Here is a 22,219-nt window from a genome sequence, read left to right on the forward strand (position 1 = left end):
CCAACTAGGCACACTCCCCCATCCGGACGTCCGACTCAACGGCTTAGGCTGAAAGTGACCCAGCCCGCTCACATTGACTTGAATAGTTATGCACATGATCTTTTCCTGCGAACCTCATGCCTCAAATGTCACGGTCACTGAGCCCCACTGAGCCCTTCGGCGCCCCACCCTGCTCGATCCGCCCGCGTAGTTCGCCGAGGAACGGAATGTCACGATATTGATCGGGTTCAACCTGATCCCAGGCCACCCCATGGGGCTGTGGATAGGGTGTGTCGGTCCGAATGCTTTCTTCCTCGGTGAAGACCCAGTCCAGCGCCGAATCGTGGCCGAGCATCACCAGACGCTGCGCTGCCACGACTTGGCAGGAATGCACCGTCGTGACGATTGGGGTGCCTGCAGACAGCTTGCCAAGTTCTCGGAAGATGCCAAGTTCAAGGTCAGCGAAACCGCCGCCCTTGCCGGTGCGCCCACCGAGACGGGTTACCGCCACGCAGCCCACCACCACCAGATCGAGAGTCGGCAGTTCCTCGAACTGCACCGGCACGCCATGAGCCACGCCTCCCTGGGAGGTTGCGGCAAGCTCGAATGAGACCTGGCGCGCGGCAAGCTGCACCGGGTCGAGCAGTACAAAGGGATAGGGACGCTCCAACTCAGGAACCGGCATATAGAGTTGCTTGCCGGCGTAAAGCGCACGCAGGCGCAGAGGAATCTGTGGCGGGTCCGGGTTGCACTTGACCACCCCTGCGTCGCGCCACATAGGGGTGGCGGCTAGGCGCCAAGCGGCTCTGTCTGCGCCGACGAAATTCGGAATGCGGCTACGCACCGGCCCCACGCCAACCTCCATACGCTCAAGCGCGAACCAGATCTCGTCACGCAAGGCGTCTTTATCACGGTTGCGGCCCGCCCAGCGCGCCGTGTCGTCTATTGATGCTGTGGATGCGATGCTTTCGGACATATTCGTCATTCCTTGGAAATACGCAAGCAGCTCTTTGCAGGATCGCCGACCTGCGTCGGCGATTGCGCTGGGCTTTGTCTGGCAGGTCTGGATTCACCATCCTTGAGCGCCAGACCGGGTGCAAATAGCCTTGCCTCCAGCCTCGAACTCAACCCACCCTGACAAGTCAACCGCAACTATCTTGTGCACAAGATGCCATGCAAGATGTGTGCCATTGCCCAGTAGCAACTGCGCGGTGCGTGAAGCAAACAGCACACTGCTGCTTCCCAGTTGACTGAGTAATTTTCCCAACCCGCTTCGGCCTGATTGGCACATCCATTGCATATCATGATGCATACAAGTCTGGGGCTCGCTGTCATGCTCCGTCTGTCCAGCACCCACCCGAACCCAAACACAAGTTGGAATGCATTCCGTGGCAATTGGCGCCACACGGCAGCAGTGCGCAACGGGCACCGCACTGGTGCAAGTTGCACCAAACCCGCCAGATCAATCCAGTCAACATTGAGGCAAACCATGCAACACACACCGACACCCTCCGCCGACGCACCGTCCCACATCGACACGGTTCGATGCGCCGCGACACAACTCGACCTCGTGCTCACGGACGATGCCCTGCAGCGCGTCGCCGACCAATGGGCTCGCCTGCAGACCATGGCCTCCGCGCTGACGCAAGAGCCTTTGGGCATTGCAGATGAGCCCGCGCCGGTCTTTACGCCCTGAACCCTGTCACATAGCCCGACCCAACTGTCCTTCCGCCGAGAAGACCTTCCATGACGACCTCCAATTCATCCCTTGCGCTGCAAGTCGCCGGCCCCCTGGCTCAGGCCATTGCCTCCGGTGAGATCTCCGCCTTGGAAGTAACCGAACAGGCCTTGGCGCGTATCGCCGCAGTTGATGGCGCCATCAACGCCTTCACCGCCATCACGGCGCAGCGCGCACGCGACGAAGCGCGCAGAATCGACGCCCTGCGTGCGCAAGGCGCCCCGTTGCCGCCACTGGCCGGCGTGCCCTATGCGGTAAAGAACCTGTTCGACATCTTCGGGCTAACCACGCTCGCCGGCTCGAAACTACTGGCGACGCAGTCACCCGCCACAAACGACGCTGTGCTGGTGCAGCGCATGCAGGCCGCAGGCGCCGTCCTCGTAGGCGCGTTGAATATGGATGAATTCGCCTATGGCTTCACCACCGAAAACAGCCACTACGGACCGACGCGTAACCCGCATGACCCAACACGCAGCGCCGGTGGATCCTCGGGTGGAAGCGCCGCAGCGATTGCTGCGGGCATGGTGCCTCTCGCACTGGGTTCAGACACCAACGGTTCGATCCGCGTACCGTCCTCGCTATGCGGCATCTTCGGCATCAAGCCCACGTTTGGCAGGCTGTCACGCAGTGGCAGCTACCCCTTCGTCTACAACCTCGACCACCTCGGCGCTTTCGCGCGCAGCGTGGACGACCTTGCCCTGTGCTACGAAGCGCTTTGCGCGGGCGAACCGCCTCGATCTGAAGCCTTGCTGCGGCAGAGCGACACCCCTTTGCGCGTCGGTCAGCTCGGCGGCTATTTCGACGATCACGCCGGACCCCAAGCGCGTGAGGCCGTAGGCATGGCCGCCGAGGCCCTCGGCGCACGCGACCCAGTGAACTGGGTTGGCGTGGAAGCCGCCCGTTCCGCAGCCTTCCTCATCACAGCAGCCGAAGGCGGGCAACTGCACCTGGACCATCTGCGCACCCAGTACGACCTGATGGAGCCCCTTTCACGCGACCGCCTCGCGGCCGGGTCCATGCTCCCCGCCGCCTGGTATGCACAGGCCCAGCGCGTACGTGCTCGCTTTCATGCCCGCGCTCTGGAACTTTTCAGTCGTTACGACCTGCTCATCGCTGCGGCGACGCCGGTCTCGGCACAGCCCCTGGACAGCGAGGGCTTCGAACTCGACGGCCGCATGCTGCCCACCCGCGCCAATATGGGTCTGCTCACCCAGCCCATTTCCTGCATTGGCCTGCCCGTGGTCGCCGCTCCGATCCGGCATGCCCCGGGAGCCATGCCTATCGGCGTGCAACTCATCGCCCCGCCCTGGCGCGAGGACATCGCCCTGCGTGCAGCGAAAATACTTGAATCTGCAGGCGTGGCCTTCGCCACCCCCGTTCCAATCTGACAGCACACCAACCGCCAATCTCGACATGACCCCATCCGCGATCAACCTCCCCGACGTCCTGGCCGAAGTCGAGGACATGTTCGCTCGCTACGAACAGGCGCTGGTGAGCAACGACGTCGCCAGCCTTGACGCCCTGTTCTGGAATTCGCCGCATACCCTGCGCTATGGTGCAACCGAGAACCTCTATGGATTCGACGCCATCGCGGCGTTTCGGGCCCAACGTCCGGGCCAAGGACTGGCGCGACGCATTCGCCACCGCTCCATTACCACCTTCGGCCGTGATTTTGCCGTGGCGAACGTTGAATTCGAACGCAGCAACAGCCCGCGCGTCGGACGCCAAAGCCAGACCTGGGTGCGCTTTGAGCAAGGGTGGCGCGTGGTTGCCGCGCATGTGAGCTGGATGGACACATTATGACAACTGCCGCAGCACGCACGAGCCACGTTGCAATCAAGGCCAAGCCCGCGCCCAAGGCGGCGTCGCGCGCAGAGGAAATCTACGCCCGCTTGCGCGAAGAAGTGTTTGAGTTTCACCTGTTACCCGGCCAGCGCTTCACGGAAACGGAGTTGGCCGAGCACTATGTCGTATCCCGCACCCCGGTGCGCGAAGCACTGCTGCGCTTGCAGGCTGAAGGGTTGGTACGCGGCTATTTCCGCAGCGGCTGGGAAGTCGTGCCGATCGACTTCGCTCGTTTCGACCATCTGTACGAATTGCGCAAGCTCGTTGAAGTGCACGCCGTTCGCAAGCTTTCCATGCGTGAACTGGCCACTGAAACGCAAACCATGCTGGATGCGCTGGCAGCATCCTGGATCGTGGACAAATCGGCGCGTCTGAGTGATGCCCGAAAGATCTCATTGCTGGATGAGGCCTTCCATACCAATCTGGTGGCTGCCGCGGGCAACCCAGAGATTCTGCGCGTGCATGCGGAAATCACCGATCGCATCCGCATCATCCGCCGCCTCGACTTCACCTATACCCATCGCGTCAGCACCACCTACGACGAGCATGCCGCCATCCTGCGTGCCATCCAGCGCCACAAGCCCGACCAGGCCGAACTGCTGATTCGAGCCCACATTGATCGCAGCCAGATCGAAACACGCAAGATCACCTTGCACCGCTTGCAAAACATACGCACCGAAACACAACACGACGCTGCGCTGTAGTGCGTCCACCTTGTTATTTCTCTTCGCATGGTCGGCAGGCACGTTGAGCGCCGTCTTTGCTTAGGGCGAAAGACGATTCTGTTTTTCATGCCCCACACCGTGAAAGATGAGGGAGCTAACGGCCTTATTTTGCAGCGCTTGAAGCAGGCATGCATCTTGCATTTTTTCTTGCACACAAGATGCTTCCGACCTATCTGCATCGAATCTCAAGGGGCTGCTATGAACGAAAAAATTTCTCGGGTTTCCAGCTTGGCTGACGCGTCACGCCGCACCGCACTGAAAGCTGGGCTCGCCGCAGGGCTTGTCAGTGGGTTCCCAGCGCTGGCGCGTGCGCAGGACAACACTATCCGGATTGGCTACTGGCCCATCGCCGCGGGGATTCCGCTGTATGCGGGCGTCAATCATGACGTCTTCAAACAAGCAGGACTGCAAGTCGAGGCCGTGAAGTTTGCGAGCGCCCAGCAGGTCGTCGAGGCCATGATTGCTGGGCGCATTCACGGATCGGCCAACGGCACTGCATCTGCCGCGCTCGGTCTCGGTGACATTGCTGAACCCGGCCTGTGCAAAATCATCGCAGCCAATCCATCAAACGCCAAACTGGTGCTCGACGAAGTACTGGTGGCGGAGAAGAGCGATTACAAAACCATCGCGTCTCTCAAGGGAAAGCGCATTGGCTGCGGCCCTGGCATTCAAAACGTGACCCTGGCGAAGATCATTTTTGAAAAGAATGGCTATCCAGAGGTCAAGCCAATTGAAATGCCTGTCGGCCAACATGTCGCCGCGCTTGCGGCGGGGCAAGTCGACGCCGTCTATACGCTCGAGCCCACGGGCACTGTGGGTCGGCTGAAAGGCTTGACCAAAATCCTCGAAACCGGCGTGATCTCAAAGTACGTTCTGGGCAATCCGATGGCCCCGTGGTACGGCGGCTCGGCCTCATTGACCGCCGCCTTTCTCAAGGCACAGCCAGAGCTGGCCAAACGCTACATCACCGCCTATCTCAGCGCAATTGACCTCGTGCTCAAGGAACCGGCCAAAGTCCGCCCCGACCTAGTGGGCTACACCGCCATCGACGCCAAGCTGGCTGAAGCCGTTCCCTTGCCGGGCTTCACGACCTACAGCCAGTTCACACCTTCCGATATTGGTTATTTCCAGAAATTTTTCGACGTATTCACCGAGCGCAAAATTTTCACACGCAAGGTTGATGTCGCCTCCATGTTGTACCGGGCCTGAGCGTCATCACTATGCAACGTCTGCTTCCTCTCACGGGACCATTTCTGCTCCTGCTGCTGTGGCAAATGGCAGTGTCCGCGCACTGGGTCAACCCGGTGCTGCTCCCCTCGCCCGAAGACACGCTGGCGACGCTCTGGACCAGCCTGATTGATGGCAGCATGTGGCCGGATTTTCAGGCCACTGTGTTGCGCACCTTCTACGCCTTTGCCATTGCAGCAGTGATTGGCGTGCCACTGGGCGTTGCGCTGGGCAGTTCGCCTGCCATTTATCGCAGCGTCGAATTCTTGGTCGATTTTTTCCGCTCCACGCCATCTTCTGCACTGATTCCCTTGTTCATGCTGCTGTTCGGCCTGTCCGATCTGAACAAGATCGCGATCGCGGCGTTCGCCGCCGTGCTGCTCATCTTGTTCAACAGCGCCTATGGCGTGATGAATGCGCGCAAGACCCGCGTGCTTGCCGTCAAGGTCATGGGCGTCTCGCGCTGGCATGTGTTCAAGGATGTGCTGCTACTGGAGAGCCTACCGCAGACCTTTGTCGGTCTACGAACAGGCGTGAGCATGGCGCTGGTCATCGTCATCGTTGCGGAGATGTTCATCGGCTCGGATACCGGTCTGGGACAGCGCATCATCAACGCGCAACAAGTGCTCAACATCAAGGGCATGTATGCGGCCATCCTGCTCACCGGCATCCTGGGATATGCCCTGAATCTGCTGTTCTCGTTGGTGGAAATACGCTTTGTTCACTGGGGTGGAAAATGAACGCACTTGCAAAGCTATTCCAGGGCGGACCCAAGAAGACGGGAACGCCGGACGGCCTCCCCGAACTGACGCGGCTCCCAGCGGCGCCAGAGACGCATGTGACGATCCGCGGACTTAACAAGCAGTTCGGCGGCGTGCCCCTCTATCAGGGGTTTGACCTGGATATTCCACGCGGAAAGATTGTCTCCATCTTCGGCCCGAACGGCTGCGGAAAATCCACGCTCATCAATATGATTGCAGGACTGCTGCCCGTGGATGGCGGCGAGATTTTGTTCGACGGAAAGAGCCTGCGAGAAACGGTCATCGGCTATGTGTTCCAGAACTATCGCGAGGCGCTGCTGCCCTGGCTGTCCGCGCGGCGCAACATTGAATATCCGCTGATCCGCAGCGGGATGAAGCCCGTGCAGGTGAAGGCGCGCGTGGACGAACTGGTGGCCGCTTTCGACATCCGATTCGACCTGGAACGACACCCCTATGAGTTTTCCGGGGGACAACAACAACTCGTGTCCATCATGCGCGCCCTGGCGCCGCGCCCCGAAGTGCTGTTTCTGGACGAACCCTTCTCCGCGCTCGACTATGAAATGACGCTGTTCATCCGCGACAAGCTGCAGGAGGTGCAACTGCAGGACCGCACCACGACGCTGATTGTCTCGCACGATCTGGAGGATGCCGTGTTTCTCGCCGATCGCATCCTGCTGCTCACGCGCCGGCCAACACGTGTTGCAGCCGCACTGAATTTCGAACTTGCACGACCGCGCGGCCCAGAGTCAATCGCGGACGCCCGGTTCATTGAGGTGAAATCCAACGCCCTGGAAATTTTTCGCCGTGAGCTAGCCTCTTCATGAGCGCGAAGATCACCCAAAAGCGCCCCATGCATCTCTATCGTGGGATGGACAAGGCAACTCTTGATGCCGCCTACAACAACAGCGCCGCGGTCACCGACAGCGCACAAATTCTCATGCGTTGGGAGGACCGCAGCATGCAGCTCCGATCCTCCCGGGCCTCTCTCCTCGTCTTGCACTACGCCACGGGTGAACGCAACCGCATCGATTGCTTTGATGCTGGCCCTGGCACGCCTTGGCTCGCATTCATTCATGGCGGCTATTGGCAGATGCGCGCCAAGGAAACCTTCCACTTCGTCGCTGCGGGCCCTCTTGCCCTTGGGATCAGCGTGGCATTCATCGGCTACACGCTGGCGCCAGAAAAGAGGCTGGACGGCATCGTTGCGGAAATCTCCGCAGCGCTGGATATATTGACGCAACGGGTCGGTGCCATCCATCTTTCTGGCTGGTCGGCAGGCGCTCACCTCGTAGCCATGAGCATGGGCCACCCGGCAGTGAAGAGTGGGCTGGCCATGAGCGGGATTTACGACCTTGAGCCCATGCGCCTGTGCTATGTGAATGACAAGCTGGGGCTGGACGAAGACGAGGTCGTGCGCAACAGCCCGATTGCGCTTCCTGCACCCAGCAAACCCCTGGTGATCGCCTACGGCGGAAGCGAGTTGGCCGAGTTGCAGCGTCAGTCTGTCTCCTACTTTCAGACTCTTCAAATACAGCGCACGAACTTGCACGCATTGGAGCGCCTTGACGGCCATCACCATTTCTCCATCCTCGAAGAATTAGCCTCGCCGACCGGCGCGCTTGCGCTTGCCGCAGCGCGCCTCACGGCTGTGCGTTGATTGCCCCAACTGTGGGCGCCCTGCACTACATCGGCATCACAGGGCGACGCAACATGCCGCTTTCCTGGCGGTTTTTCTGGGGAGCAAAGCGTGCTGAAGATGGCATGAACTTTGCATATAACCCCCTGCACGGAATTGGTGGTGGCACGCCAATTGTTGATTTGCGTTTGACAGGGTAGCTAGGGTTCCGGCTTCTGCACGAAGCGTCTGGTCCAAGAGCTGCCCGGCCTCTCAAAGAGGCTCCACGGAGGGATAAAAGCCCGGGAGATAAGCGACACCGCTTACTTCCGTGCTTTGCCATTTTTCCCTCACCCTCGGAGCCCGCATCATGATGTCTACACGCAAAGCTGTCATCCGCACTTTTGCAAGCCTTGCCGTATTTGCTTCCATTGCAGTCGCCAGCAGTCAGGTGGCCCAAGCGGCCCCCAAGATGGTCATTGGTACTGTGGTCTGGATTGGCTACGGTCCGTTCTATGTTGCTGATGCCAAGGGTTTTTTCAAAAAATACGGTCTCGATGCGAAGCTGCAGAATTTCAATGATCCTGCGGTGATTCCCTCGGCCATCGCCAGCGGTGCAGTTGATGGTGGCATGTTGACCTACGACCAGGTGATTGGCACCGACGCTAAGGGCTTGGGCCTGCAGGTAGTTATGCCCATCGACTATTCCAATGGCGCCGATGCCATTGTGGCTAAGCGTGACATCACGACGGTGAGTCAGTTCAAGGGCCAGAAGATTGGCTACAACCCGCTGTCACCCTCCGATTTCCTGCTCACTTATGCCTTGATGAAAAACGGCATGGGAGAAAAGGATGTGCAGTCCGTCAGCATGACGCCCGAGTCTGTGCCCGCCGCCATGGCATCGGGTGGAATTCCGATCGGGGTCACCTACGAACCGAGTCTGTCGCAGATTGTGGCCATGGATGACGGCAAAAAATTCCATGTGGTGTTCTCTTCAAAGGATGCGCCGGGTCTGATCACGGATGTGCTGGTCTACAACAAGTCCTACATCCAGAAGCATCCCGCTGAAGTGAAAGCAACCATTGAGGCCTATCTGGAGGGGCTGGCCTACATGAAGAGCCATCCGGAGGAAACAGACGCGCTCATCGGCAAAGCCATGGGCATTTCCGCAAAAGACGTGAAGGATCAGATGTCCGGCGTGTTCAACATTCCATTGGACGGCATGGTGAAGTCGTTCACCAAGTCCACTTCGACGACATCGTTCTACGGCAGCGGCCCCGTCATCGGCAAGGTGCTCATGGGCAAAAAGCAGATCACCGCAGTGCCTCCGATTGAAAACACGTTCGATGCGTCCTTCGTGATGGCACTCAGCAAAAAGTAATTCAATTGGTGTCGCCCTGTGTTGCTTTGGAATGCAAAAGCAGAGCGGCGCCAGATTCAACACTCTGGGGGCTCCCATGGCTTCTTCCATCTTTCGCTACAAGGGCGGCGCACTACCCAACGTCGTCGCCTTGACCTACACGGTGCTGGGCTACGCAGGCGGGCTGGCCCTGATCACAAGCAGCTCTTGGTGGATAAACGCGCTCGGCGTATTGCTGTTGGCGCATGCGCTGATCTATTCCGCCTATTTCCTGCATGAATTCGCCCATGGCACGGTTTTCAAGACCAATGCCGCCAACCAGCGTGGCGGCATCGCAATGAGCTGGATCAATGGCAGTTGCTATGCGCCGTTCACGGATCTGCGCCGCAAGCACATGCGTCATCACATCGACCGTGCAGACGTGATCACATTTGACTACAGGCAGTTCCTGCTCGCGTCGCCACGTTGGCTGCGCGGAACCGTCGTGGCGCTGGAGTGGGCGTATCTCCCGGCTGTGGAGTTTCTGATGCGGGCTTATGTGATGTTGCTGCCGTTCATCGAACCGGAACGCGCCGCCGCTCGCAAGCGCATCCTGGGCGTTTTCACTGTGCGCGTCCTGTTCTTCGCCTTGCTCGCCTGGTTTTCACTCAAAGCCCTCCTGCTGTACTTCCTGGCCTATGTGCTGTTCATCACCGCTTTGCGCTTTGCGGATGCGTATCAACATACCTATGACGCCTTCGCCATCTTGTCGACGGGGGGCATTCCGGACGAGAAGCTGCGCGACCACGATTACGAACAGCACAACACCTATTCAAACCTGGTCTCTGTGCGATTTCCGTGGATGAATCTGTTGCTGCTGAATTTCAGTTATCACAACGCGCATCACGAGAAGCCCACTGCGCCATGGCATCAGCTTCCCGCATTGCATCGCCAGCTCTATGCTGATGAGCACTCTCAGGTGATCCCGATGGCGTCACTGCTACGTGGTTTCCATCGTGATCGCGTCCGGCGGGTGCTGAGCGATGACTATGGTGTTGTGACCACTGGCCCCGACAAGGCCGAGCGTTTCTATGGGGCGGTTGGCGTGTCTTTTCTGACCGCAGTCTGAAACCTGTGGCCGCGCTCGATTTTTCTGGTAAGACGGTTCTGGTGACAGGAGCGTCGGGCGGCATCGGACTCGCCATCGCCCAAGCCTTCGGCGCGCATGGCGCGACGCTTGAACTGGTTGATCGCGTCTTGCCCATGCAGAGTTCCGAGACCCGTCGTCTCACTGCTGCAAGTGCGGTGACCTGGCATGCGGCAGACCTCGGCGACGCCTCGGCCGTGGAAGCGCTGGCGCAGGCCCTGCAGCAGCGCGGCGTTTCCGTCGATGTGCTGGTCAACAACGCCGGAGCGGAATACCCAACCCCTCTCGATGACGAGGATCCGCTGGCTGCCAGCCGCTGGTCTGCCCTGCTACACAACAACGTCACCAGCATGTATCTGCTCACCCGCGCTGTGCTGCCCTTGATGGTGCAGGACACAGCGGTCATCAATCAATCCTCCATCTGGGGCAAGACAGGCGTGGCGCACTTTTCAGCTTATGTCGCCAGCAAACACGCGGTCATCGGCTTGACGCGCGCCTTCGCCGCCGAACTCGCACCTCGCGGCATCCGGGTGAACACGGTCTGTCCGGGCTGGGTGCGGACTGCGGCAGCCATGCGCTCGCTCCACGCGATGGCTGCGCGCAGAGGCATGGAGGCCTCCGCGCTGCAGGCTGAAATCCTCAACGGCCAGGCCATTGCCACCTTGCTGGAGCCGGAGGACATCGCAGGCACTTTCCTGTTTCTCGCATCGTCCCTGGCCAAGGGCATCACCGGCCAGAGCATCGTCGTGGACAACGGCGAATTCATGAACTGAGCCACAAGCCCATGACATTTTCACTCGCAGGAAAAACCGCGCTGGTCACCGGTGCAGCGACGGGGATCGGTCGCGCCATCGGCATCGCCTTGGGGCAGGCCGGAGCCACGGTCATCGTCAACCACCTCGGCCGGCTGGAGCAGGCACAGCAGACCGTCGCGCTCATCGCTGCCACGGGTGCGAAGGCCTGGGCGATCGAGGCCAACGTGGCGGATGCCGCTTCCGTAACCCAAATGGTGGAGGCCGTGCTGCAACGTCATGATGCGCTCGACATTCTGGTCAACAACGCGGGCATCCTGCTGGAAACGCCCTTTCTCGACACGAGCGAGGCGGAGTGGGATCAGGTGATCAATACGGATCTCAAGTCGGTCTTCCTGTGCTGCCGGGCGGTCCTGCCGTCCATGCTGAGCCATGGAAGCGGCTGCATCATCAATATCGCTTCAGAGCTTGGTTATCTTGGGCGCGCTGGGTTTACCGCGTACACCACGGCGAAAGCCGGCGTCATTACCCTGACTCGCTCACTCGCGCGCGAGTTCGCCCCCACAGTGCGCATCAACGCCATCGCCCCCGGACCGGTGGACACGGCCATGCTGTCGCTGCATCAGATGAGCCCGGAATGGGTGGCCAAGGAGAGCGCCATCCCCATGGGCCGTGTCGGTCGACCAGAGGAAATCGGCGGGACCGCCGTCTTTCTCGCGTCCGAGCAAGCGAGCTTTTACTGCGGTCAGACCTTGAGCCCTAACGGAGGGGCGCTGATGGCGTGACCGGGCATGACGACACAACACACTCCGTCTGCCGCTGCACCCGTGCTGGCCCTGCTCACCGGCGCCCTGCTTTGGGGGCTGGCATGGTGGCCACTGAAGTATTTTGGAAGTGCGGGAATCAGCGGCAATCTGATGGTCAGCGTCAGCTATGGCCTCGTCGCCATACTGGGCTTGCCTGTGTTGTGGAGGCAGCGGCGGCAATGGCAGAGGCAGGCCGGCCTGTTCCTGCTGATCGCTGTTCTGGGGGGATGGGCAAACACCTCGCTGGTCAATGCGCTGATGAGCGGCAATGTGGTGCGCGTCATGCTGCTGTTTTACATGGCCCCTGTCTGGGGCGTGCTCGCAGGCCGGCTTTTTCTCGGCGAGCACATATCGCTGCATCGCGGCGCCGCTTTGGCATTGGCACTCGTCGGGGCGTTTGTGCTGTTGGGTGGACAGGCGGCCTTTATAACGCCGTTGTCCCCGATCGACATGATGGCGCTTTCCGCCGGACTGGCGTTTGCCCTGACCAACGTCACGACGCGTGCAGCCCATGCCATACCGCTGGCCAGCAAGACCTTGGTCATTTTCCTGGGTTGCACGGTCACGGCCACGACGGCGGCGTTGACCATCGGCCAGACTCTGCCCGCGTTGCCAGCGAGCGTCTGGGGACTGATTGGACTGTTCTCGCTCACTTGGCTGGCGCTGGCAACCCTGGCCACGCAATACGGCGTCACGCACATGCAGGCTGGGCGTGCTTCCGTGCTATTGATTCTCGAACTTGTTGCTGCGGTCATATCCGCCATGCTGATCGGCGGTGAAACGCTCAGACCGCAGGAATGGATCGGCGGAGCGCTGATCGCCTGCGCTGCGCTGTTGGAAGCCCGCACCCCACAACTTTTGCCTGCACGCTGAAAGGATTTGGAATGAACCCTGTGATGATGGAACGGATGAGCTGGATGGCGTATCGCGACCGGATCGCCGAGGACGACCCGGTGATGTTCCTGCCCTGCGGTGCACTCGAACAACATGGCCCGCATCTTCCCCTGGGCACCGATGCACTGCTCGCCACCGCCGTGGCAGCAGGCGCTGCAGCCCGGCTTGAAGGCCTTGTCGCCCCAGCACTGAGCTATGGCTACAAATCGCAGCCCAAATGTGGCGGCGGTCAGCACTTTCCCGGCACGACCAGCCTGGATGCCACCAGCCTGATTCAGATGACGCGCGATGTCATCCGCGAACTCGCCCGGCACGGTATCAAACGACTGGTCGTCGTCGTCGGCCATTATGAAAACCAATGGTTCGTCACCGAAGGCATCGACCTTGCCTTGCGCGAACTCGGCCCGGCTTGCGCCCTGCGAGTGATGCGGCTCGAATACTGGGACTTCCTCACGGAACAAACCCTTGCGCGGGTCTTCCCAGAGGGCTTTCCTGGCTTCGCTCTGGAACATGCCGCGGTCATCGAGACTTCGCTGATGCTGCATCACCATCCTGAACTGGTGCGCATGGACCTGCTGCCGGATGATGGCCCCGCACAGTTCCCGCCCTACGACATCTACCCTCTACGTCCCGAACGCGAACTATTCTCAAATGAGGCCTGGTTGCAAAAACAGGTGTCTAAACAAAATCAATATCTTACGAGCTTGCAAACGGAATATGCAAGCACTTGCGAGAACTTGCATTGCACTGAAATTGGCACAGATTTGCCACAGAATTTCTAAAGAGGGATTTTGAGCACGTAGTTGAATCGGTGAATAAACAGCCTTGCTAGACGCTGAGTGTTCATCCTCTTCTGCTCCTGCCATGACTGCTCCAAAGGCTTCGTCCATCTCTCCATTTGTCGCCGTAACAAAAGAAGCTGCTGCAGCCGCACTGAGCTGCTCCCTACGCTGGATTGACAAGCTCATCGAGGCAGGTGAGTTGCCTGTACCGACAAAAATCGGTCGCCGGGCATACTGGCACCCCGATGAGTTTTATGGGGCGCTCAGCGCCAAGCTGTTGCGAGAAACAAATGCTCCTCGATTCTCGGTCAACGAGGTCGACCATGCTGATACGCCGAGCCAACCGATTGAGCCGACAGTCGATGGTCGGCGAGCGAGAGCGGCCACCGCAACGAAGCTATCCGTTTCTGATGCGAAAGGCCCGCCGCATCGACGACGCTCGGCTTCCCCAGTGGACGCGATGCGTGCAAAGACGGCCGCCGTTCTTCGAGTCGTTGCGACGCCTTGAGGGCGATGTAAAAAGAGAACATGAAAAAGCGGCCCCAAGTCGGGGCCGCCCAAGAATTACATCAGTCCCAACGCTGGGGCCCCATCACCCTCAGCGGTCGATTCCACCGCCGGCTCTCAGTGCAACACAGCACCCGCTGGCACCTGCAGCCGCCCAGCTTGTCTGACGTCAACATCACTGTCGTGCGTCTTGGGCGGAGGCATGCACGCGACCGCCCACCGCTCCCCGACCTCGAAGCCCGGGACGAGGCTCTCCGGCGAGTCTTCAAGGCGCTTGAACAATGCGACCATCTCCAGCGTGCGCGTCACGAACTCACCCCCAAGCGGCGCTTCATCGACCCGCTTACGAATGGCTCCCCACTGCGCGCTTTCCGGGTCTCCGACGGGCGGCCCGGACGTCACGACGATGACTTGGGGCTTGTCGGCAATCGCGACGGCGATGTTCATTGAGCGCCGTGTTTCAACCGCTTCGAACAACCAGGCCTTTGCGACCGTGTTCAGCATCGGCACGAGGCACACGACTTGCGTCGATGCGGCTTGCAGCGTGACGATTGCACACAGAAGACCATCACCATTGCCCGCAATGGCAAGGCCCTGACCCGTCGGCACGAGGCTGCTCTCAAACAGCCGCGCCACGCGGTCCGGTAGCTCGATAAACAGGGCGTGGCCGTCGTAATGGGGCCTTTGCTTCAGCGTCGTCAGTTCGGCGGCGAACTGCGACGGGTCGAGCAGCAGCCCTAAGCCGATGGAATTTCTCTTCGTAGGCATTTTTTCTCCTGGGTTGGATGGCCTGCTCTCGTGTAGCGACCGGCGCCCAGACAAAAAAAGCGGGCCCGCAGGCCCGCGAACAAAAGAAGGAAAAATCAAGACGCCATCAAGCTCCGGTCTTTCCCGGCTGCATGCGCTGCCATGGCTTCATGTTCGTCATGCTGGATGGCCGCACGCTGCAACCAGCGCAGGATGTCCGGCAGGAGCGGCAACTCGGCCAGTTCCATCGCCCGATTCTTGCCATAGACCATCACCAGGTAATGCCTGTACTCGTCGGTCAGGTCCGCGACGGAGTCCGGCACGAGCGCGCGCAGTTTCGGGTCCGTCAGCATCCGCGCAAATTCCCGTTCAATCGTGTCGGTCGGTGACTCGATGCGCGTGGCAAAGTCGCCGACCCGGATGTCGCCGGCGAGTAGCCGTGCGGTAATCGGAGGAATGGCCAGGTAGCGCGCGGCCTTCGTCATGAAGGCGCGGTCCCTGACCAGCCTGGAGGCATGACCGCGTTCGCAGCGTTCAAGCTCCTCCAGGCTGATGCCGAGGACGTGGGCCAAATGGTTGGCGTCATGCCGGCGCCGAGCCGCATCGTCGAGCACCCAGCCGATGAGCGGGCCGCCTGGGTGCTGGTAAAGCCGCAACACGCGTTCGGCCGGGGTCTCCGGGGCGACGTATGCGGACGCGTCGAGCGGTGGATGGAGTGCTGCCTTGTGTTCCATGGTGATGTCCTGTGTGCACGCAAATCCGTGCGCTTCCTATAGCGACCGTGGTTTCGCGGCATCACAGAGCGTATGGATGCGGAACCATCCACGCGCAACGTCAAGAGACTGGGCCAGCAGTAATCCGCGAGCTGGAGGCACCGACGCTTGGATGCTGGTGACTACACCTGAAAGGCCAGTCCTCTGGCGGTCGAAATCGACCCTCCAGAACCCCTCAGGAGTCACATGTGAAAGTCAAGCAAGCCAGGAAAACCAAGGACCTCACCACCTGCACAGAAGTCAATCCCGCCGAGCCCCAAGTAGCAGAACCCGCACCTCATAAGCCTCACGCTCCCTGGAGCGGTGAGGTCAGCGAGACATTCGCCGTCCGGCCCGGTGGCCTGCTGATTGCTGCTCTCGTGCAGTGCGCCGCAGAGCGAGGCCAGTCCTTTCCGGAGATGTGTCGTGAACTGGGCTACAGCTACCCGTACCTGAACCTGCTGATGAGCGGGGTCCGACAGGTCAATCAGATTTCTGACGACTTCGCTCGGGCGTGCGCAGCCTATCTGCGCGTGCCTCGCATGAGTATTTTGATGATGGCTGGACGCATCACGCAAGCCGACCTGATGGAACCGGGGCTGTATGGCCCGCAGACCATTGAACCGGCGTTTCAAGTCCTGTCAAAGGACGCAGCCTGGGGACCGCTCGTGACCGGGGAACTCCGCGACGTTTCGATGGTGTCAAAGTACGCGCTGGTCAAGATGTACGAGAAGGCTGAAGGCAAGAAGCTGCTACCCGAAATGGACATCGCGGCGCTACAAACCGAAGTGGTCGCGATGCAGGCTCACATCAGCACGATAAGGGCAGAGCTCGCGGCGAAGAAAGAATAGAAACTGTCGCGCGGTCATTGAGCCCATTCACGCCCCCGTACTGCGGGGGCTTTTTGCATCCAATCCAGCGGCGGTGGTGCAGGTCGGCGGGGTGTACCGAGAAGCGCAGCGATGCGTGGCGGCCTTGCGTTACGGCCGGATGTGCGGCACGCTGCGCAGAGACCACGCATGGCGCAGCCAGGTTTTGCGGAGGTCGCGTGCCAGCACGCAGAGGGTCAGCGCGAGGGCCAGGATGGCAAGCCAATTCAACATGTAGCAATGTCCTGGTGATGGTTGTCGGAACGGGTGGGGCTCTCGATTTGTCAGGGCATTATCAAATCAAACGTCCAGCGTGAACAGCCGCTGCCCCCATGGTCTAGCGTCCACGGCGCTTGACAAAGCCCTTTGCCTGTAGCGCGCGCAGCAGACTTGCTTCCCCTTCGCCCTGCGTAGCTTCCCAGAAATCGGCCCATAGCCGGTAGGTCTTTGTCGAGCGCACCTGTTCGTCCGGTGCCTTGCCATAGCGACCTGCGGCAACGGCTCGGGCGGCTTCTTGAACGGCCGCCAATGCCGACCGCAAGGGGTCATCGGTCCCTTTGGCATTGGTTGGCATCTGTATTGCCGTGCTGTCGGTCTTCACGCCAGAGAGCGCATCCTGCAAAGCCCCTAACCTGGTCGCAGACACTGGCATTCCGGCACTGCGCGCAGCGGCTTCACGCACCAGCCGCTGCGCTTCCTCCAGCCGCCACCCAGGGTCGCGCTCCCTCACCTCATCCTCCAGCCGTTGCCGTTCCGCAGCTTCCCGCGCGGGCCCGCAAATCTTGGCATCAATGAAGGCGAGCTCGTCGTCTGACATCTGCTCGCGTAGTGCGGCGGGGATGGATTCGGTGGTCACCGGCAGGCTGCCTACATAGACCTGCCGCGAGTAGCCGTGCGTGTTGCCGGCAGAGCCCTTGGGCACCCAGACGGAGCGGTAGAGAAGGGCGCGGGCTCGGCGGTGTTTGATGTGCATGGCGACGGCTCTGGTGACAAGTGATGCCATGTGTAGCCATCACCGTTCCACACGCCACCGTCGCAGGGTGACCCGGCGTATGGACCCAGCGGCACGAAGCCTGCCAACACGTCGGCACCGGGCCAATACCTCGTGGCATCGGCGTGGGTGCACCACGGAGATAAACGCGGTGCCTACATGAAGTCCCAACTTCTCTGGACAGGACTTCACCATGCCCGAGCTTCACACCGCCGCAGTCCCCAGCCGTCTCGTCACCCGTAACGAATTTGGGGCCCTTTGCCCCGAACGGACCCTATCCGCAGAGGAACGAACCTCCGTCGCCTCCTTGCTGGGCCGCGCCATCCAGGCCGACCTACTCCCCGAGTCGTACTGCACGCGCTCAAAAAAGGAAATCCAAAGCCGTAACCATCACATCTATGACGTCCTGCTCGACGATGGACGGGTGACCGCTGTGGTTATCCTCACCCTTGATTTTTGGAAGCACCTGACCAAACTGCGCACCCGGATAGGCAAGGAGTACAACCTGCTAAAAGTCGGCGCGGATGGAGCGGTCGAGGTCATCGACATTGATGTGCGTACGTGCGCCAAGCGCGCGAAAAATGCCACGGCATGGGGCGCTTTACTCAAGGGGCAAGACAAAGACACGTGGCCCCTAAAATAAGACCTGTTGCCATATCACGCTAGTGACGCGTGTGCAAAAAGAGAAGGCTGACGCGACGCATGATTTGGAAGATTCTTTTTCCCGTGGAGAGGGCCGTCCTCCTACCTCTTATCTTCAACGCAGAGACGATGCTTCCGTTTTTGGCCGAGGTCGTCGACGAGCAGCGTGACGCAAAGTGTTCAAAGGTCATTTTCGACTTCAGCAGGTTGACCTTCGTCGAACCGGTTGGTGTCGTTGTCTTATCAAATGTTATTGAGTATTTCAAAACGCTGGGTTGCAAGGTCAGCTTCAAGAACCATGCGACGGAGACTGCAGGAACGAAGTTCCTCGATGACTCCCTTTTCTTCGAGCGGTATCTTGGCAAGAGGATATTTGGTGGCTCCGTTCGCTCTACCACCATGCCGCTCAGGCTCATACATAGCGAACAGGCTCAGGCGTATTTGCTGAGCGACGTTATGCCGTGGGTTGGTCAGCGTGTGGGAATGAGGCCAGAGTCGCTCGATGGCGTTCGCGTTTCGCTCGAGGAGGTTCTTCACAACGTGCAAGACCACTCTGGGGTACGCATCGGGTGCACTTTCGCGCAGTACTTTCCGAAAAAAAATCAAATCCAGATAGCCATTTCCGACTTCGGTGCCGGAATTCCGCGCGTAGTACGAACGAGAGAGCCGAGCGCTAGTGACTCTGCGGCACTTCGCCTGGCATGCCAAGAGGGCTTCACAACGAAGAGCAATGTGCAGAACCGAGGGGCGGGTTTGCCCACTCTCATCAAGTACGTCACTCAGAACAATGGAGGCAATGTGCTCATTGTTTCCGCCCGTGGGAGCCTGTCCGCGGTTCCGAACCCTGCCGGCCCTCCCCCATATAAAATTACGGCACGAGCCACAGGGGGGGGCTACCCGGGAACGTTGGTTCGAGTGACGCTTAGAACAGATACGCTAGAGCGGGTCGCATCGGACGCAGAAGTGGAGCCGTTCTCATGGTAGTGAAGGTTATGGACCATGTGAGGACCGCATCCTCCTACGAGGATGGAGATGTCATCTTTCGTCTCATCCTTCCACCGGTAATGGAAGGACAGCGCGTTGAAGTCGATTTCACGGGCATTACGTCAGTGCCATCTGCGTTTGTAAATGCTGCATTTGTCCGCTTGCTGGAACAGGTTTCTCTGGAGCGGGCCCGGGAAGTGCTGACTTTCGTCCAGTCAACCCGGCAAATAAATGAGCTTATTCGAAGTCGCTTCGAATTTGTGGAGCAAGAAAAGAAGCGGTTGGCCGGGGTATGAGTACCCCAGGCATGTCCACGGGCAAGAAGGTCGACTACCTGGTTGCTCTTCGTGTTGGGTGCGGATTCTCTAGCTGCGGTGGCACACCCATTGTAAGTACGGCGAGCCTGAAAGATTCATCGACGGCGCATGGTCAGCGAAGGTCCGCGCGCAACCTATTGGGTGAGGGCAGGCGCCGCCGCGCTAGGACGCTGTGTGGCCGGCTCCAATGGGCCGACGTCAATGGCGCGTTGAACCGCAGCAATCCACAGCGCATCGCTTGCCTCTTGGCCAAGTTGTTGCGAGTGGAATGTTGACAGCTATGGAACAGGACCGGCTCAAATGAAGCTAGCTCCCTGCGCGTCGAGTAAGGCGCTGTAATTTCCAAGATGATGCTGCCACAAGGAATCCGCGTTTTCTTCATCTGGTGCAGGCACTGCCTCAAGTGAGTACAGTTTTCCGCACTGCACATAGTTCAGGTACGGGGTAGCATTGTTCACGCTTGGGCCTTGAGCCAGGTAGCTGGTGTCGATGTTCTGACCGAGGTAACCTGCTGCAGCCTCTGCCCCATGCTTTACGACATCGGCGAGGCCGTCTCGCAGAGTGGCTACTGAGGACTCCACGCACGCGGCTACCGTTTTCAGTATGGCGTTCTTCCGTGCGAGCCAACTGTCAATCGGGTTGTTGATGACCTCATCGGGAAGGTCCAGTGCCAATGGAGTTTGCGGGACCCAGTCCCGCGAATTGTTGACGCAAATGGCCAAGCCGATGTTCCCGGCAGCTTGCGCAAAGTCGTGCCCATACTGCCAATTGCCTGGTTTTGGTTGCGCAAACACATAGGACTTGTAGTTGAACTCTTTAGTCTCCAGTGCGTGTGCTAGCGCGTCAGTTCCTCCGCTGCTATGCAGCAACAGCGAGTGCAACAGCGTCGCAATGGCCGCTCCTTGGCTATGACCGCAGATTAGTATGTTGCAACCCCGAGGGAGTTGCTGAAGCTTCTTCAGAATGCCAATGTCTTTGTGATACAGCAGAACCAGCGCACTCCATAAAAACCCCAAATGGACGCCCGATTTTTCGGAATTGCTTGGTTTCACCGTCGCGTACGACAGGTTGCCCAACGGCGGACCGGCCGCAGTTAGGGGAAAGGATGCATTGCACTGCACGGTCGTTGCCAAGGCATCGTCCAGCATGCTGGAAACAGTCCCAACCGTGCCCCGGATGACGATTGCGTAGGAACCGGATGCGCCGGTGCTCGCACTATTGCGCCAACCGGCCCATGCATTGTTGAAGGGGCCAACACCATCTTGCGTTCCACCGAATCGCGATGGTTCGGGCGATGCAGGGTTCTGCGTCAGGCTCGCGAAATCGAGCGTCCACGACGTAGGAGGGGGCGGGAGAGGGGCGGGAGCAGGCAGTCCGTTCCCGTTGAGCTGCATGCACAGATTCAATGCATCGCGCGCTTCTTGAAACTGATAGCCGGAAGAAAATGCCATAGCGTGACCCCTTGTCCAGTGCGCATCGGCGCCCGCATTAACCGAACAATGTCGCGGAAATGGCTGCAACATGGTCCTTGACTAGTGGGCTTTTACAGCCACAAGTTATAGGAAAAGAGTACATCTCTCGGCAAGGATTAACAAACCTAAGAGTGTTTCGGATTGTGTGGGGAGATGTGAACCGATGGAGCGCGCATCCAGCGGAATCCAAATCTCGGTGAGGATGGTGTCCAGAGCATAAATTTTTGGTCAACCTATGCTTTTCTGCTATCCGCTGGGCCAGGAATTGCTTCACAAATCGGGGGACAAAAATCAGCTAACGGCACATACTGCGCCGAGGAGTCTTCGTATTGCGCGACAGATTGCAGTTGCTGAAGCGCAGATGAATCGTGTCTGTCGACGGTAGTCAATGCCAATTGTTTGGCTTGGTCTGAAGTCTGAAGTCTGAAGTCATAGCGCGTGCCTTACCGGCCACAACGACCAACGAGGGGGTAAGTGCGACGAGCGGAAATGAACGGCAAATTTTCATGGGCTCCCAATAGAATTCCCGGCATGAACTGACCACCCACCGCGGGCGCCACGCCCGCCGACCTCAACTTGAAGCGCACGACACAGGGTTCGTGCGTCCGCAAAAAGTTGAGGTCAACATGCAAAACCAGTACGAAGCCGCGCGCGAACTCCTCGCCGCCGGCGCCTTCATCGAGCAGGTCTCGGACGCTCCGCTCGCCTACCGCATCCGACTCGGTAGTGATTCGGCCCCGTTGCCGGCCGGGCTCTTCCAGCAGCTGCTTGCCCACAAGCAGATACGCCAGAGCTGCAGGGTGAGTGGGAGGATGCGGTACGTAATCGTCGAGGTGTGAGGGGAGGCGCTGAGGCCGAGAACGCTCACTCCATTGGCCGGTACACCTCAACCAGCGCTAGGTGGCGCTCCAGGTGCTCGCCCATGTACCGGCCAAATTTCCCCTCATCCTCAAGCCGTAGCTGACTGGCATTGAGGACGCGCCCACTCTTCTTTGTAGTTCAAGCTGCGTCACCTCTTGGCGAACACGCGGATGGATTGGGCGGAAGCCCTCGCGTGACGGGTCAAAGCTCAGCTGGTAGCCGTCGAAAAGCTTGTCGACGTGGGCAACGAGAAGCAATCCGTTCATTGGGTCGATAGCAATTGGCACTTGTAGCAGAAACGGCTGCGGCGCAATGGCTAAAGTGGGACCTGCGCGCAGAAAAGGCGCCGTCTGACTGGCAACTTGAGTACGAGTCCGCTTAGCCCGGCGAAAGACCCCTTGCCCAAGTCAGCGCCTCATCGATGTCAAGCCGGAGGCTTGCATACGTGTTGCGTAGCAGACTATCCG

The 22,219-nt window shown here is 59.6% G+C and carries 26 protein-coding genes and 1 riboswitch; of the genes, 20 read left to right on the plus strand and 6 right to left on the minus strand.

Annotated features, from left to right (window positions below):
* Nucleotides 1-121: 121 nt before the first annotated feature.
* Nucleotides 122-955 carry a 5-formyltetrahydrofolate cyclo-ligase gene (locus tag THI_RS16760; RefSeq protein WP_013107461.1) on the minus strand — a complete coding sequence of 278 codons (834 nt, stop codon included), beginning with the start codon at nucleotides 953-955 and terminating at the stop codon, nucleotides 122-124.
* A 513-nt stretch (nucleotides 956-1,468) separates the two neighbouring features.
* Here THI_RS16760 and THI_RS18980 point away from each other — a divergent pair.
* The 15 genes from THI_RS18980 to THI_RS18985 all read left to right on the plus strand — a co-directional run bounded on the left by THI_RS18980 (nucleotide 1,469) and on the right by THI_RS18985 (nucleotide 14,118).
* Nucleotides 1,469-1,675 carry a DUF4089 domain-containing protein gene (locus tag THI_RS18980; protein WP_041609058.1) on the plus strand — a complete coding sequence of 69 codons (207 nt, stop codon included), beginning with the start codon at nucleotides 1,469-1,471 and terminating at the stop codon, nucleotides 1,673-1,675.
* Nucleotides 1,676-1,725: 50 nt separating this feature from the next.
* Nucleotides 1,726-3,105: an AtzE family amidohydrolase gene (locus THI_RS16770; protein WP_013107463.1), complete on the plus strand. Its 1,380-nt coding sequence runs from the start codon at nucleotides 1,726-1,728 to the stop codon at nucleotides 3,103-3,105.
* Nucleotides 3,106-3,130: 25 nt separating this feature from the next.
* Nucleotides 3,131-3,520 carry an oxalurate catabolism protein HpxZ gene (gene hpxZ, locus THI_RS16775; RefSeq protein WP_013107464.1) on the plus strand — a complete coding sequence of 130 codons (390 nt, stop codon included), beginning with the start codon at nucleotides 3,131-3,133 and terminating at the stop codon, nucleotides 3,518-3,520.
* The gene (locus tag THI_RS16780; RefSeq protein ID WP_013107465.1) at nucleotides 3,517-4,266 is read left to right on the plus strand and encodes a GntR family transcriptional regulator; all 750 of its coding nucleotides are present in this window, start codon (nucleotides 3,517-3,519) and stop codon (nucleotides 4,264-4,266) included. The genes hpxZ and THI_RS16780 overlap by 4 nt, the downstream gene beginning before the upstream one ends.
* 219 nt (nucleotides 4,267-4,485) lie before the next feature.
* Entirely contained in the window at nucleotides 4,486-5,496 is a 1,011-nt protein-coding gene (locus tag THI_RS16785; protein ID WP_013107466.1) for an ABC transporter substrate-binding protein, read from the plus strand.
* An 11-nt stretch (nucleotides 5,497-5,507) separates the two neighbouring features.
* Nucleotides 5,508-6,254: an ABC transporter permease gene (locus THI_RS16790; protein ID WP_013107467.1), complete on the plus strand. Its 747-nt coding sequence runs from the start codon at nucleotides 5,508-5,510 to the stop codon at nucleotides 6,252-6,254.
* Entirely contained in the window at nucleotides 6,251-7,099 is an 849-nt protein-coding gene (locus THI_RS16795; protein WP_013107468.1) for an ABC transporter ATP-binding protein, read from the plus strand. Before THI_RS16790 ends, THI_RS16795 begins: the two co-directional genes overlap by 4 nt.
* Complete coding sequence (locus THI_RS16800) at nucleotides 7,096-7,932, plus strand: alpha/beta hydrolase (RefSeq protein WP_013107469.1); 837 nt, start codon at nucleotides 7,096-7,098, stop codon at nucleotides 7,930-7,932. The genes THI_RS16795 and THI_RS16800 overlap by 4 nt, the downstream gene beginning before the upstream one ends.
* A 168-nt stretch (nucleotides 7,933-8,100) precedes the next feature.
* A riboswitch (guanidine-I (ykkC/yxkD leader) is annotated at nucleotides 8,101-8,201 on the plus strand.
* Between the two features lie 59 nt (nucleotides 8,202-8,260).
* Nucleotides 8,261-9,271: an ABC transporter substrate-binding protein gene (locus tag THI_RS16805; RefSeq protein ID WP_013107471.1), complete on the plus strand. Its 1,011-nt coding sequence runs from the start codon at nucleotides 8,261-8,263 to the stop codon at nucleotides 9,269-9,271.
* A gap of 76 nt (nucleotides 9,272-9,347) precedes the next feature.
* The gene (locus tag THI_RS16810) at nucleotides 9,348-10,358 is read left to right on the plus strand and encodes a fatty acid desaturase family protein (RefSeq protein WP_013107472.1); all 1,011 of its coding nucleotides are present in this window, start codon (nucleotides 9,348-9,350) and stop codon (nucleotides 10,356-10,358) included.
* A gap of 5 nt (nucleotides 10,359-10,363) precedes the next feature.
* Nucleotides 10,364-11,149 (plus strand): SDR family NAD(P)-dependent oxidoreductase, encoded by a 786-nt coding sequence (locus THI_RS16815; RefSeq protein ID WP_013107473.1) that lies wholly within the window; start codon nucleotides 10,364-10,366, stop codon nucleotides 11,147-11,149.
* 11 nt (nucleotides 11,150-11,160) lie between these two features.
* Nucleotides 11,161-11,913, plus strand: a complete 753-nt coding sequence (locus tag THI_RS16820; protein ID WP_013107474.1) for an SDR family NAD(P)-dependent oxidoreductase — start codon at nucleotides 11,161-11,163, stop codon at nucleotides 11,911-11,913.
* Nucleotides 11,914-11,919: 6 nt separating this feature from the next.
* On the plus strand, nucleotides 11,920-12,807 hold the full coding sequence (locus tag THI_RS16825) for a DMT family transporter (protein ID WP_013107475.1): 888 nt from the start codon (nucleotides 11,920-11,922) through the stop codon (nucleotides 12,805-12,807).
* 11 nt (nucleotides 12,808-12,818) lie between these two features.
* Nucleotides 12,819-13,610 (plus strand): creatininase, encoded by a 792-nt coding sequence (locus THI_RS16830; protein WP_013107476.1) that lies wholly within the window; start codon nucleotides 12,819-12,821, stop codon nucleotides 13,608-13,610.
* An 82-nt stretch (nucleotides 13,611-13,692) separates the two neighbouring features.
* Complete coding sequence (locus THI_RS18985) at nucleotides 13,693-14,118, plus strand: hypothetical protein (protein WP_041608875.1); 426 nt, start codon at nucleotides 13,693-13,695, stop codon at nucleotides 14,116-14,118.
* 116 nt (nucleotides 14,119-14,234) lie between these two features.
* On the opposite strand, the gene THI_RS16835 is transcribed toward THI_RS18985, so the two are convergent.
* The gene (locus THI_RS16835; protein WP_013104691.1) at nucleotides 14,235-14,885 is read right to left on the minus strand and encodes a hypothetical protein; all 651 of its coding nucleotides are present in this window, start codon (nucleotides 14,883-14,885) and stop codon (nucleotides 14,235-14,237) included.
* Nucleotides 14,886-14,980: 95 nt separating this feature from the next.
* Nucleotides 14,981-15,598: a hypothetical protein gene (locus THI_RS16840; RefSeq protein ID WP_013104692.1), complete on the minus strand. Its 618-nt coding sequence runs from the start codon at nucleotides 15,596-15,598 to the stop codon at nucleotides 14,981-14,983.
* A gap of 227 nt (nucleotides 15,599-15,825) precedes the next feature.
* Here THI_RS16840 and THI_RS18195 point away from each other — a divergent pair, with 227 nt between their 5' ends.
* On the plus strand, nucleotides 15,826-16,467 hold the full coding sequence (locus tag THI_RS18195) for a hypothetical protein (RefSeq protein WP_013104693.1): 642 nt from the start codon (nucleotides 15,826-15,828) through the stop codon (nucleotides 16,465-16,467).
* Nucleotides 16,468-16,596: 129 nt separating this feature from the next.
* On the opposite strand, the gene THI_RS19525 is transcribed toward THI_RS18195, so the two are convergent.
* Both THI_RS19525 and THI_RS16850 read right to left on the minus strand, forming a co-directional pair.
* Nucleotides 16,597-16,719, minus strand: coding sequence for a hypothetical protein (locus THI_RS19525; RefSeq protein ID WP_255356518.1), 123 nt, complete (start codon nucleotides 16,717-16,719; stop codon nucleotides 16,597-16,599).
* 103 nt (nucleotides 16,720-16,822) lie between these two features.
* A complete protein-coding gene (locus THI_RS16850) occupies nucleotides 16,823-17,458 on the minus strand; it encodes a hypothetical protein (protein ID WP_013104695.1) in 636 nt (211 codons plus the stop codon).
* 211 nt (nucleotides 17,459-17,669) lie between these two features.
* On the opposite strand from THI_RS16850, the gene THI_RS16855 reads away from it, so the two are divergent.
* From THI_RS16855 to THI_RS16865, 3 genes are read left to right on the plus strand one after another with little or no spacing between them, the layout of a single operon-like run.
* Nucleotides 17,670-18,119: a hypothetical protein gene (locus THI_RS16855; protein ID WP_013104696.1), complete on the plus strand. Its 450-nt coding sequence runs from the start codon at nucleotides 17,670-17,672 to the stop codon at nucleotides 18,117-18,119.
* A gap of 59 nt (nucleotides 18,120-18,178) precedes the next feature.
* Entirely contained in the window at nucleotides 18,179-19,102 is a 924-nt protein-coding gene (locus tag THI_RS16860; protein WP_013104697.1) for a putative Signal transduction histidine kinase, read from the plus strand.
* Complete coding sequence (locus THI_RS16865) at nucleotides 19,096-19,398, plus strand: STAS-like domain-containing protein (protein ID WP_141130493.1); 303 nt, start codon at nucleotides 19,096-19,098, stop codon at nucleotides 19,396-19,398. The genes THI_RS16860 and THI_RS16865 overlap by 7 nt, the downstream gene beginning before the upstream one ends.
* A 317-nt stretch (nucleotides 19,399-19,715) precedes the next feature.
* Here the strand turns inward: THI_RS16865 and THI_RS16870 are convergent, their stop codons facing one another.
* Entirely contained in the window at nucleotides 19,716-20,870 is a 1,155-nt protein-coding gene (locus THI_RS16870; protein ID WP_013104700.1) for a lipase family protein, read from the minus strand.
* Between the two features lie 647 nt (nucleotides 20,871-21,517).
* On the opposite strand from THI_RS16870, the gene THI_RS16875 reads away from it, so the two are divergent.
* Nucleotides 21,518-21,730, plus strand: coding sequence for a hypothetical protein (locus tag THI_RS16875; RefSeq protein WP_041608877.1), 213 nt, complete (start codon nucleotides 21,518-21,520; stop codon nucleotides 21,728-21,730).
* Nucleotides 21,731-22,219: the final 489 nt, after the last annotated feature.

The organism is Thiomonas arsenitoxydans, from assembly GCF_000253115.1.
Lineage (GTDB): Bacteria > Pseudomonadota > Gammaproteobacteria > Burkholderiales > Burkholderiaceae_C > Thiomonas > Thiomonas arsenitoxydans.

Coding starts and splice junctions, on each gene's coding strand:
- THI_RS16830 (WP_013107476.1), top strand. CDS start 12,819: ATGAACCCTGTGATGATGGAACGGATGAGCTGGATGGCGTATCGCGAC.
- THI_RS16825 (WP_013107475.1), top strand. CDS start 11,920: ATGACGACACAACACACTCCGTCTGCCGCTGCACCCGTGCTGGCCCTG.
- THI_RS19525 (WP_255356518.1), bottom strand. CDS start 16,719: ATGTTGAATTGGCTTGCCATCCTGGCCCTCGCGCTGACCCTCTGCGTG.
- THI_RS16820 (WP_013107474.1), top strand. CDS start 11,161: ATGACATTTTCACTCGCAGGAAAAACCGCGCTGGTCACCGGTGCAGCG.
- THI_RS16805 (WP_013107471.1), top strand. CDS start 8,261: ATGATGTCTACACGCAAAGCTGTCATCCGCACTTTTGCAAGCCTTGCC.
- THI_RS16760 (WP_013107461.1), bottom strand. CDS start 955: ATGTCCGAAAGCATCGCATCCACAGCATCAATAGACGACACGGCGCGC.
- THI_RS16875 (WP_041608877.1), top strand. CDS start 21,518: ATGCAAAACCAGTACGAAGCCGCGCGCGAACTCCTCGCCGCCGGCGCC.
- THI_RS16850 (WP_013104695.1), bottom strand. CDS start 17,458: ATGCACATCAAACACCGCCGAGCCCGCGCCCTTCTCTACCGCTCCGTC.
- THI_RS16790 (WP_013107467.1), top strand. CDS start 5,508: ATGCAACGTCTGCTTCCTCTCACGGGACCATTTCTGCTCCTGCTGCTG.
- THI_RS16840 (WP_013104692.1), bottom strand. CDS start 15,598: ATGGAACACAAGGCAGCACTCCATCCACCGCTCGACGCGTCCGCATAC.
- THI_RS16865 (WP_141130493.1), top strand. CDS start 19,096: ATGGTAGTGAAGGTTATGGACCATGTGAGGACCGCATCCTCCTACGAG.
- THI_RS16795 (WP_013107468.1), top strand. CDS start 6,251: ATGAACGCACTTGCAAAGCTATTCCAGGGCGGACCCAAGAAGACGGGA.
- THI_RS18985 (WP_041608875.1), top strand. CDS start 13,693: ATGACTGCTCCAAAGGCTTCGTCCATCTCTCCATTTGTCGCCGTAACA.
- THI_RS16860 (WP_013104697.1), top strand. CDS start 18,179: ATGATTTGGAAGATTCTTTTTCCCGTGGAGAGGGCCGTCCTCCTACCT.
- THI_RS16770 (WP_013107463.1), top strand. CDS start 1,726: ATGACGACCTCCAATTCATCCCTTGCGCTGCAAGTCGCCGGCCCCCTG.
- THI_RS18980 (WP_041609058.1), top strand. CDS start 1,469: ATGCAACACACACCGACACCCTCCGCCGACGCACCGTCCCACATCGAC.
- THI_RS16835 (WP_013104691.1), bottom strand. CDS start 14,885: ATGCCTACGAAGAGAAATTCCATCGGCTTAGGGCTGCTGCTCGACCCG.
- THI_RS16810 (WP_013107472.1), top strand. CDS start 9,348: ATGGCTTCTTCCATCTTTCGCTACAAGGGCGGCGCACTACCCAACGTC.
- THI_RS16800 (WP_013107469.1), top strand. CDS start 7,096: ATGAGCGCGAAGATCACCCAAAAGCGCCCCATGCATCTCTATCGTGGG.
- THI_RS16780 (WP_013107465.1), top strand. CDS start 3,517: ATGACAACTGCCGCAGCACGCACGAGCCACGTTGCAATCAAGGCCAAG.
- THI_RS16855 (WP_013104696.1), top strand. CDS start 17,670: ATGCCCGAGCTTCACACCGCCGCAGTCCCCAGCCGTCTCGTCACCCGT.
- THI_RS16870 (WP_013104700.1), bottom strand. CDS start 20,870: ATGGCATTTTCTTCCGGCTATCAGTTTCAAGAAGCGCGCGATGCATTG.
- THI_RS16785 (WP_013107466.1), top strand. CDS start 4,486: ATGAACGAAAAAATTTCTCGGGTTTCCAGCTTGGCTGACGCGTCACGC.
- hpxZ (WP_013107464.1), top strand. CDS start 3,131: ATGACCCCATCCGCGATCAACCTCCCCGACGTCCTGGCCGAAGTCGAG.